A 10,159-nucleotide genomic window follows, 5' to 3' on the forward strand; every position below is an offset into this window, starting at 1 on the left:
CGGAGGAATTTTACGGAGTCGTTTTTACGCGCCTGTTCTCACGCGCACGACTCGGCTAAACGCACTCGGCCCCCAAAGCTCGCGTACGCACTCGCTGAGTTGCCGAACAAGGGCGGTATTTGCGGCGGCATCGCGCGTTTCTTTGGGTAAAAAGGCAAAGCACGCGCTGCCGCTACCGCTCATGCGCAAGATGAGCCCAAATCGTTCGCGGAAAGTCGCTGCGAGCACGGGTAAGGCCGGATATTTTCTAAAAACGACTGACTCCATGTTGTTGAATGTCAGTGACTCCAGCGGCTGCTCGGCCCCTACTCCACTTGTTAACCACTGCCCGCAGAGTCGCTCCGCTTCGGCCTCGGCGACATAATAATCTCCTCCCTCTACCGAGGCCGCACGCGTGGCCATCTCCCCATAGGCCCAGGCCGTACTCACTCCGAACGCAGGCTTGCACACGAAGAGCGAGCCCCCGCCCAGCCGCTTGGCCGCAGCTTCGTTTAATGGCTCAATACGCTCCCCTCGCCCGCGCATAATTGCTGGCTTCCCGCAGGCAAAAAACGCGCAATCTGCGCCAAGTTTTGCGGCAAGTGCGCAAAGCGTTTTTTCATCCAACGCGCACTCGTCTTTTGCGGCCAAAGTGTTGAGCCCGCGTAGCGCGGCCACCGCATCGCTGCTGCCGCCCCCAAGCCCTGCGCCGACTGGTACCCGTTTTTTCAATACAAACTCGACTGGCCGCGCAAACCCGCTCGCCTCGCGAAAGGCGCTGGCGGCTCGCAGTACTAGGTTATCCGGGCCGCTCGGGACCTCGGCTGCGCTTGCCTCGCCCTCAACACGAAGTCGCGTGTCGCCCGTTTCCCTATCCGTGATCCGCAGCTCCAGCTCGTCGCCAAAATCCAAGGGTACCGCGAGTGACACAAGGGAGTGAAAGCCGTCGCTGCGACGCCCCGTAATTGCGAGGAAGAGGTTAAGCTTAGCGGGTGCATGGAGGCAAAGGGGCATCATGGTGTATTCCGAGAAAATCGCGTGTAAGCGCGGGGCTCCCAAGCGGAAGTTTTCTTGCAAATCAAGCTCTGCGCCGCCGCGCTCTCTCGCCCTATGTCCTCCGCTCCCTGCGAACTGATTCTCGCACTCGACGCTCCTCGCCCCGCCGACATCGCGCCCGCGCTGCGCCAGCTCCAAGGCACCGTGCTCTGGGCCAAAGTCGGGCTAGAAATGTTCACCGCTTGCGGGCCGGACTGCGTGCGCGAAATCGCCGACCTTGGCTACAGGGTTTTCCTCGATCTCAAACTCCACGACATCCCGAACACCGTCGCACGCGCGGTCACTTCCGTCGCTTCGCTCCCGATCGGGATGCTTACGCTCCACACGAGTGGTGGGCGCGAAATGATGCAATGGGCCGCGCGAGCTCGGGCCGAGCATGCGCCAGAGCTATTACTGCTCGGCGTCACCGTCCTCACCTCGACCAGTGCAAGCAGCCTCCATGAAACCGGCGTCGCCGCCAGCCCTGCCGATCAAGTGCGGCGACTCGGCTCGCTCGCTGTCGAAGCAGGCTTGGGCGGACTCGTGTGCTCGCCCTTGGAAATCGCACTCCTGCGCACGGCGCTTGCGCCGAGCGTTACGCTTGTCACGCCCGGGATTCGCCCGAGCGGCACGGCGACCGACGACCAAGCGCGCATCCTCACTCCGGCCCAAGCTGCGGCTGCCGGTGCAAACTTCCTCGTCGTAGGCCGCCCTATTTTTAATGCGCCCGACCCAGTCGCTGCCGCCAAGCTTATCGCGCAGGAGGCAGCTCACGCGTCGTCGGCTAAACTTTCTTCCCACGCCGCACAATGAGTCGCAGTGCTGCCATTCTCCTTGCGGCGGGCAGTGGCCGCCGAATGCGCGGGTCGGTAAGCGATAAGGTGCTTGCCCCGCTCGCGCAGCGTCCGGTCTTCACGTATTCGGCGGCCGCTTTTGCGGCGAGCGGTGTTGCCGATTACTACGCGGTCGTTTACCGCGATCGCCAGCAACTCACGGCACTCGCTGCGCATGCGCCCACGCCTTCCGTTTTGGTGAAGGGCGGGCGCACTCGCCAAGACTCGGTCATGAACGCGCTCGCCGCGCTGCCCAGCGACATCGAGTTTGTATTTATCCACGATTGCGCGCGGCCACTCATTCAGCCCGATCAACTCCGCGCCCTGCACAAGATCGTGCGCCGCGAGTCTGCCGTCATCCTCGCCCACCGCGTCGCGGATACTGTGAAAGAGCGCCGCGACGGCGACCGCTTTCGCACGCTTAAGCGCGATGCGCTTTGGGCTGCCGAGACGCCGCAGGTTTTCTCACGCGAATTGATCGTTCGTGCCTATCAACGCGTCGCCGACCGCGAACTCCTCGTCACGGACGACGCGGCTGCCGTAGAGCTGCTCAAGCACCCGATAGCTATTTTAGAAAACACTCAGCCCGCGCCCAAACTCACTACTCCTGCTGACCTAGCTTGGCTCGAATACCTCCTCACGCGTTCGCCAATTGCCTAATCCTATGTCCCGTCCCAGCACCACCACGCCGCTCCGCATCGGTCACGGCTACGACATTCATCGGCTCGTTAAACTCGACGGCACGAGCCCCCGGCCAGATGCCGCCCCGCCCCGCCGCCTCGTCCTAGGCGGCGTCGTCTTTGAGTCGGACTGCGTGCTTGATGGGCACTCCGATGCGGATGTGCTCACGCACGCCATTTGCGACGCGCTGCTCGGCGCGGCGGGCTTACCCGACATCGGGCACTTTTTCCCCAACACCGATCCTGCCTTCAAAGGGATCGACTCCCAAAAACTCCTCGAAAAAACCTGTGCCGAGCTGCGCCGCCGTTCTTGGGAAATCGTCAACATCGACACCTCACTTGTCGCCGAGAAACCGAAGATCGCGCCCGCGCTCGCTGCTATGAAAGCGCGGCTTGCCGAGTCGGCGAACATCGACGCCGACCGCATCGGAATCAAGGCGACGACCAATGAAGGCGTGGACGACATCGGACGCGGGCTAGCGATTACTGCGCACGCCGTCGCGCTTATCGAGAAACGCCAAATCCCTCTCGGCTGAGCTTACTGATGTTCGCGCGCGCCTTTCTTTCTCTATTTGCACTTACGCTCCTCAGCGCGTGCTGGCCACGAGAGTCAGCAGTCGAGCGCGGAAACCGCACTCAAACGCTGCACCGCAGCCTCAGTGCCGATGTCGCCGAGCTCGACCCACACTTGGTCACAGGGCTTCCCGAAATCGCAGTCGTCACCGCGCTCTTTGAGGGACTCATCGGCGAAGACCCGCACGACCTAAGCCCCGTGCCGGGCGTCGCCGAGCGTTGGGAGGTCTCGGACGACGGGCTGCGCTACACGTTTCATCTGCGCGCAGACGCTCGGTGGTCAAATGGCGCGCCGCTGACTGCGCAGGACTTTTTGGCGAGCTACGCACGCGTCCTCTCTCCCACTCTTGCCGCCGACTACGCGTCTTCGCTCTACCTCATTCAAAATGCACAAGCGTACCACCGCGGACTGTGCGATTTTAACGATGTCGGCCTCTCTGCGCCGAACCCGCGCACCCTCGTCATCACACTCGACCACCCCGTCCCACACTTCCTCACGCTCCTCACCCAGCCGATCTGGGTTCCCATTTATCTGCCCGCGCTCGAAAAAACCGGCCAAGCGGACACGCGCGGGAACCCTTGGACACGGCCCGAAAACTTCGTCGGCAACGGCCCCTTCGTTCTCAAGCAGTGGAAGCCTGACCGCCGCATTGTTGTCGAACGCAACCCGCACTATTGGGACGTCGCTAGCGTAAGGCTCAGCGCGATACACTTCCATCCCTCCAGCAGTGTCGAGGCTGAGGAGCGCGCCTTTCGTGCGGGGCAAGTCCACCTGACCGAGAGCCTACCGCTCAGCAAAATCGAGCGCTACGCCCGCGAGCATCCCGACCTGCTGCACGTAGCTCCGTTTCTGGACACGTACTTTTACCGGCTAAACGTCACACGGCCCATCCTCAACGAGGTAAAAGTCCGCCGCGCGCTCTCGTTGGCAATCGACCGCGAAGCGATTGTACGACTCACCGCCGGACGGCAACGCGTCGCCACGAGCTTCACCCCACCGGGTCTCGCAGGCTACACAGCACCGCAAAGCACGGTCCGCCATGATCCAGTCGCTGCGCGGGCACTCCTCGCCGAAGCCGGCTACGAAGCCGGGCGTGGGCTCCCGACGCTCGAACTCTTAATTAACAACTCGGGAAACCACCGGATCATCGCCGAGGCCGTGCAGGCCATGTGGCAGCGCGAACTCGGACTGCGCGTCAGCATCGTCAACATGGAGCAAAAGACGCTACTCGCGCAGCGCCGCGCGCTCGACTACCAACTGCTCCGCTCGGATTGGGCGGGCGACTACCTAGACCCGATGACCTTTTTGGAAATTTTTAGCAGTACTTCGGGCAATAATCATACCGGTTGGAGCTCTGCAGATTACGACGCGCTACTGTATCGAGCCGGGCGTACCTTGGACGCAAATACTCGCTACTCACTCCTCGCCCGAGCCGAAGAAATCCTGCTCCGCGAAGCGCCGATAATCCCAATCTACTATTATACCACCGTGCGACTGATCTCGCCGAGCGTGCGTGGCTGGTACCCCACTCTGCTCGACCGCCATCCGTATAAATACCTGTGGCTCGACGCGGGCGAGGAATAGGACGAGCTAGCATCTGACCTTTCCGCGAGGGCAGCAGCAGCTAAATGATTTTGGAAAACTGCGTGCCCGAGCTCGCTCTTCCCGGCTGAAGGTAACGGTCAAACTGCATCGCGACTGCGCGCACGAAAAACCAGCCGAGAGCCGTGAGCGTGAAGCCGCTCGCCGTGCCGCTCTCCTCTTTAAGAGTCACCAGTCCTTGTGCCGCTAGGTCGCACAGTGCCCTTAGCTCCGCTGAAAAGGTTTTAGGGAAATCCAGTCCGGGCCAGTCGCGCTCAAAGGCCGCGAGGTCCACTCGCCCTTGGCACATGATTGCCATAATCACTGCGCGCCGGAGCCGGTCTTCCTCCGTTAATACTAGGCCGCGTACGGTGGGTAATCGCCCGGCATCAATCGCTGCGTAGTACTCGGCTAGGGTCTTTTCGTTTTGCGCGTAGCAGCTTCCGACCTTCGCGATTGCCGAGAGGCCGAGCGCCAGCAAATCGCAGTCCGGCTGCGTGCTGTAGCCTTGGAAATTTCGGTGCAGCGTCCCCTTACGCTTCGCCGCCGCGAGCCCGTCATCTGGCAGCGCGAAATGGTCCATGCCGATATGGACATAGCCCGCCGCGCTCAGCGTGTTAATCGCATTGGCGAGGATCGCCAGTTTCTCGCGCCCGACTGGCAAGTCTTCACTCGCAATGCGCTGTTGTGGCTTAAACCGCGCGGGCAAATGCGCGTAAGCATAGAGCGCAATCCGGTCGGGCCGCAGCGACTGGATTTGCCCAAGCGTGCGAGCGAAAGATGCGCGGCTTTGCTTCGGCAGTCCATAAATCAGGTCCACATTGATACCGCGAAACCCGAGTTGGCGTGCCGCCTCGACCAACTCGAACACTTTTTCTGCCGGCTGCACGCGGTGAACGGCCACCTGTACCTCGGGATCAAAATCCTGCACCCCAAACGAGAGCCGGTTAAATCCTATTGCCCGCAGCACGGCCAGGCGCTCGGGGCTGACCGTGCGTGGATCGACCTCGATCGAGTACTCGCCTTCGTCGAGTAACTGAAATTGCTGACGAAGCATTGCCATGAGTCGGCTAAGCGCCTCGTCGCTAAAGAAAGTCGGCGTGCCCCCGCCTAGGTGCAGCTGGCTGACAGGCAGTCCCGTACCGCATTGCGCAATGTTCAGCGCGAGCTCTCGCTCCAAATAATCGAGATACACGGCGGCCTTCCCGTGCTGGCGAGTGAGGATTTTCGTACACGCGCAGTAGTAACAGAGCTGCTCGCAAAACGGGATGTGCACGTAAACAGAGATCGCGGCCGAAGACCTGTTTAGTTTGCGCGCGAGCGCCTTCGCCCCCCGGCCCATCTCTCGCAGTGCAGCCGCGTAGTCTGCCTCAGCAAAGCTTGGGGTAAACCGGTCGGCAGTCGGGTAAGACGTGTAGCGCGGCCCTACGACATCGAAGCGTTGCAGCAGCTCTGGGGAGATAATCATACGCTGCGCCTCTTTGGGAACCAAGGCGCGTACGCGCAACGCTTGACGCAGCCCAGTCGTTGCTTCGCAGATAAGCTTCAACTACCAATAAAAGTGGCGCGCAAATGAAGAGGCGTTCGGCTTGCCTCGCGCAGTTACTAATAGGTCGAAACCCATGCCCCTTCCCTCTTTTTCCGAACTCTCTGCTGCGTTGCGCCGCAAGTTTCGCCCGCGGCTTTTCACGCTCCCGCGCTCGACTTATAGCCAGGGGCAGCTCGTCACCGATTCGCTCGCGGGCGTCACGGTCGCGCTGATTGCGCTGCCGCTCGCACTCGCGCTCGCCGTTGCCAGTATCCCTGCGGGCATTGCAACACCGCTTCCGGTTCCCGCGATTGGGATTTTTACGGCGATCATTGGCGGTTTCCTCGTTTCGTTTTTCGGCGGTAGCCGCGTGCAAATCTCGGGGCCCACGGCCGCCTTCGTCACCGTCATTCTCCTGATTATCGACAAGCACGGTTACGACGGGCTCTTGCTGGCAACAATCATGGCGGGGGCGATGCTCGTCCTCATGGGGCTGAGTGGACTGGGCACGCTGATTAAGTTCATTCCCTATCCGGTCACGAGCGGGTTCACGACAGGCATCGCGATTGCCATCATTGTGGGGCAAGTGCCGGGCTTTATCGGCCTACCCGCCGAAGCCACGCCGCCGCGCGAGTTTTTCGAAAAACTGCCTTGGCTCTTCGCTCACTTGCCCGGGCTCAATTGGCGAACGCTCCTTGTCGCCGCGATCTCCGCCACACTCATTTTTCTGTGGCCGCGCTATGCGGCACGGTTTCGGGCGGAGCGGCTGCCCGCGCCCATCGTCGCCATCGTCGTCGCTGCGGGCTTGGTCGTACTGCTCAATTGGCAGGAAAGCGCGGGCGTAGCGACCATCGGCTCGCTTTTCGGCCCCGACGCACTGCCGCGCGAGTTGCCGCCGCTGACCTGGCCTGAAATCTCGCTTTCGCGCATCGGCGAACTCATGGGCCCGGCGATCACCATCGCACTGCTCGGCGCAATCGAGTCGCTGCTGTCGGCAGTCGTCGCCGACGGGCTTGCCAACGACCGGCACGACTCAAACACCGAGCTCGTCGCCCAAGGGCTCGCCAATCTCGTCTGCCCTTTTTTCGGCGGGATACCGGTAACGGGGGCAATTGCCCGCACCTCCGCCAATGTAAAGGCCGGCGCACGTACACCGATCGCGGGACTCGTCCACGCACTCACGCTGCTCCTCATCGTGCTCTTTCTCGCGCCGTTTGCTCAATACGTGCCCATTGGCGCAATCGCTGCGGTCCTCATCTTTGTTGCGCTGCGGATGGGGAATTGGCGCGAACTCGCCCGCCTGCGCAAAATGCCACGCAGCGATGCGCTCGTGCTGCTGACTACCTGCTCGCTCACCGTGGTCTTCGACCTCGTGGTCGCCGTCGAGGTCGGGATCCTCCTCGCCGGGGTGCTCTTCATTAAACGGATGGCGGAGACGACCGAGATCAGCCGAGTAACCGCGCACGACGAGCTCGAAACTCCCGAGCAAGTCGCCCACGGAAAGCCCATCCCCGAGGGCGTCGTGGTATATCGGATTTTCGGGCCCTTCTTTTTTGGTGCCGCCGAGAAGATGGAGACCGCATTACTCAGCTCGGGGGCCCCACCGCCGCGCATTCTCATCTTGCGCATGCAACTGGTGCCCGCGATGGACGCCACGGCGCTCAATGCGCTCGAATCGATTGTCGAGCGGATGCAGGCCAGCGGTGGCCAAGTGGTTTTGAGCGGCCCGCACCGCCAGCCCTTAGAAATGATGCGCAGAGCCGGTTTCCTCGAAAAGCTGGGCCGCGCCAATATCCGCCCGCACTTCGACGCCGCGCTTACTCGTGCGAACGAGCTACTGCGATAAGAGTGCTCCCCGCCGAAAATAGAGCACACAAGTAAATGCACAATAAATGCACACTGTGGGTAATTTTACTTGCATGCTTAGATAGTTAAGAGATTCCACCACCTCCGCTATGGCACCCCAAAAAATATCTCCCCTAAAGATAGCTTTCGTTGGCGCGGGCTCAATCGGGTTTACACGCAAACTTCTTGCCGACCTGCTGACAGTACCAGAGTTCGCCAATGTGGAGTTCAGCTTCACAGATATTAACAAGCGTAACCTCGACATGGTGGCCGAGATTTGCCGCCGCGACATCGCTGCCAATGGCCTAAAGGCAAAAGTCAGTGCGACTCTAAATCGGCGCACTGCGCTGCGCGGGGCGAACTACGTCTTCTGCGTGGTGCGCGTCGGCGGCATCGAAGCCTTTACTCACGACATCGAGATCCCACTCAAATACGGAATCGACCAATGCGTGGGCGACACGCTTTGCGCGGGCGGTATCATGTACGGGCAGCGTGGGATCGCGGTACTCCTCGACATCTGTAAAGACATCCGCGAAGTCGCCGCGCCGAACTGCCTACTCCTCAACTACGCTAACCCGATGGCGATGATGACTTGGGCGGCCACTGTCTACGGCGGGGTGCGCTGCGTCGGCCTTTGCCATGGCATACAACACGGCATGCTCGGGATTGCAGCAGCAATCGGCGCATCCGCCAAGGACCTTGATGTAATCTGTATCGGTATCAACCACCAGACTTGGTACACCCAAGTAAAGCACAACGGCGTCGATGTCCCGATGGACAAGATTCTCGCGGGTTTTGAGAACGACCCCGAGGCTTCCCGTGATGAAAAGGTGCGTATCGATATGATGCGCCGCTTCGGCTACTTCTCCACCGAGTCGAACGGCCACTTGAGCGAATACCTGCCTTGGTATCGCAAACGCCCCGCTGAGATTAAAAATTGGATCAGTAATACCGATTGGATTACCGGCGAGACTGGCGGCTACCTGCGCGTCGTGACCGAAGGTCGCCATTGGTTTGAAGAAGAGTTTGGCGAAGGCCGCTTGCCCACCACGGTTGAGTTTACTGCGGAGAATCGCAGTTCGGAGCACGGCAGCTACATCCTTGAGGCGATGGAGACCGGGCGCGTATATCGCGGCTTCTTCAACTTGGCAAATCGTAACACGATTTCCAATCTGCCTGCCGATGCGATTATCGAAGCCCCCGGCTTCGTTGACCGCTTTGGCTTCAATATGCCACAGTTTGGCGACCTACCCTTGGGTTGCGCAGCCGTGTGTAACGCGAGTATCTCTGTACAGCGCATGGGGGCAATGGCCGCCGCCACTGGCGACATCACTCTACTGCGCCAGGCCATGCTCATGGATCCGCTCGTCGGTGCCGTTTGTAACCCGCCCGAAGTGTGGCAACTGGTGGACGAGATGCTCGTCGCCCAAGCAGAGTGGCTGCCGCAATACAGCGAGGCCATCAAGGGGGCGAAAGCCCGGCTCGCCAAGGGGCCCTTGATCAAAACCAAGGCGAACAACAAAGGCGCGGCTCGAAAGAAAATCCGCACGACCGCCGAGATTCGCGCCCAAGAAAAGAAGAACCCGCGCGAAGGGCACTAAGGTCGCAGACCTTTTGATTTAGCGCGAAGGCCCCGAGTGATCATTTTCACTCGGGGCCTTTTCGTTTGCAAAAAACGAGCAAGCAAGAGGTGGCGGGAAGCGACATAATCGGGACCTACCTAATCATCAGGCTATGGGATTAGGTAGTCCACGAGGAGGGGCTCACTCCCTCAGTGACCGTGCTTGTGGAGTGCGACTTACCTCGCGTTACAGAGTGCTCTCCGACGGAAAATAGAGTACGCAAATAAATGCACGATGTAGGTAATTGTACTTGCATGCTTAGATAGTTAAGAGATTCCACCACCTCCGCTATGGCATCCCCTAAAACACCTCCCCTAAAGATAGCTTTCGTTGGCGCGGGCTCAATTGAGTTTACCCGCCGACTCCTTGCCGACCTGTTGGTAGTACCAGAATTCGCCAATGTGGAGTTCAGCTTCACAGATATTAACAAGCGTAACCTCGACATGGTGGCCGAGATTTGCCGCCGCGACATCGCTGCCAAT

9 protein-coding genes are annotated in these 10,159 nt (G+C 60.4%); 7 read left to right on the top strand and 2 right to left on the bottom strand.

Annotated elements, in window-relative coordinates; all coding sequences use genetic code 11:
- Window positions 1–24: 24 nt before the first annotated feature.
- Window positions 25–996 carry a 4-(cytidine 5'-diphospho)-2-C-methyl-D-erythritol kinase gene (gene ispE / locus AXK12_RS07625; RefSeq protein ID WP_068713113.1) on the bottom strand — a complete coding sequence of 324 codons (972 nt, stop codon included), beginning with the start codon at window positions 994–996 and terminating at the stop codon, window positions 25–27.
- A 93-nt stretch (window positions 997–1,089) separates the two neighbouring features.
- Here ispE and pyrF point away from each other — a divergent pair, with 93 nt between their 5' ends.
- From pyrF to AXK12_RS07645, 4 genes are read left to right on the top strand one after another with little or no spacing between them, the layout of a single operon-like run.
- The gene (gene pyrF / locus AXK12_RS07630; protein WP_068713086.1) at window positions 1,090–1,827 is read left to right on the top strand and encodes an orotidine-5'-phosphate decarboxylase; all 738 of its coding nucleotides are present in this window, start codon (window positions 1,090–1,092) and stop codon (window positions 1,825–1,827) included.
- The gene (gene ispD, locus AXK12_RS07635) at window positions 1,824–2,507 is read left to right on the top strand and encodes a 2-C-methyl-D-erythritol 4-phosphate cytidylyltransferase (RefSeq protein ID WP_068713088.1); all 684 of its coding nucleotides are present in this window, start codon (window positions 1,824–1,826) and stop codon (window positions 2,505–2,507) included. Before pyrF ends, ispD begins: the two co-directional genes overlap by 4 nt.
- A gap of 4 nt (window positions 2,508–2,511) precedes the next feature.
- Window positions 2,512–3,063 carry a 2-C-methyl-D-erythritol 2,4-cyclodiphosphate synthase gene (gene ispF / locus AXK12_RS07640; protein ID WP_068713090.1) on the top strand — a complete coding sequence of 184 codons (552 nt, stop codon included), beginning with the start codon at window positions 2,512–2,514 and terminating at the stop codon, window positions 3,061–3,063.
- A gap of 8 nt (window positions 3,064–3,071) precedes the next feature.
- Window positions 3,072–4,685 (top strand): peptide ABC transporter substrate-binding protein, encoded by a 1,614-nt coding sequence (locus AXK12_RS07645; protein WP_068713091.1) that lies wholly within the window; start codon window positions 3,072–3,074, stop codon window positions 4,683–4,685.
- 40 nt (window positions 4,686–4,725) lie between these two features.
- Here AXK12_RS07645 and hemN read toward each other — a convergent pair whose 3' ends face one another.
- Entirely contained in the window at window positions 4,726–6,150 is a 1,425-nt protein-coding gene (gene hemN, locus AXK12_RS07650; RefSeq protein ID WP_068713093.1) for an oxygen-independent coproporphyrinogen III oxidase, read from the bottom strand.
- A 154-nt stretch (window positions 6,151–6,304) separates the two neighbouring features.
- On the opposite strand from hemN, the gene AXK12_RS07655 reads away from it, so the two are divergent.
- From AXK12_RS07655 to AXK12_RS08610, 3 genes are all read left to right on the top strand, one after another.
- Entirely contained in the window at window positions 6,305–8,056 is a 1,752-nt protein-coding gene (locus AXK12_RS07655) for a SulP family inorganic anion transporter (protein WP_068713095.1), read from the top strand.
- Between the two features lie 109 nt (window positions 8,057–8,165).
- The gene (gene melA / locus AXK12_RS07660) at window positions 8,166–9,656 is read left to right on the top strand and encodes an alpha-galactosidase (protein WP_068713097.1); all 1,491 of its coding nucleotides are present in this window, start codon (window positions 8,166–8,168) and stop codon (window positions 9,654–9,656) included.
- Between the two features lie 311 nt (window positions 9,657–9,967).
- The coding region (locus tag AXK12_RS08610; RefSeq protein WP_484481985.1) for a family 4 glycosyl hydrolase at window positions 9,968–10,159 on the top strand (192 nt) is incomplete at its 3' end.

Origin of the sequence: Cephaloticoccus capnophilus (genome assembly GCF_001580045.1) — a bacterium.
In the GTDB taxonomy this organism is placed as follows: Bacteria; Verrucomicrobiota; Verrucomicrobiia; order Opitutales; family Opitutaceae; genus Cephaloticoccus; species Cephaloticoccus capnophilus.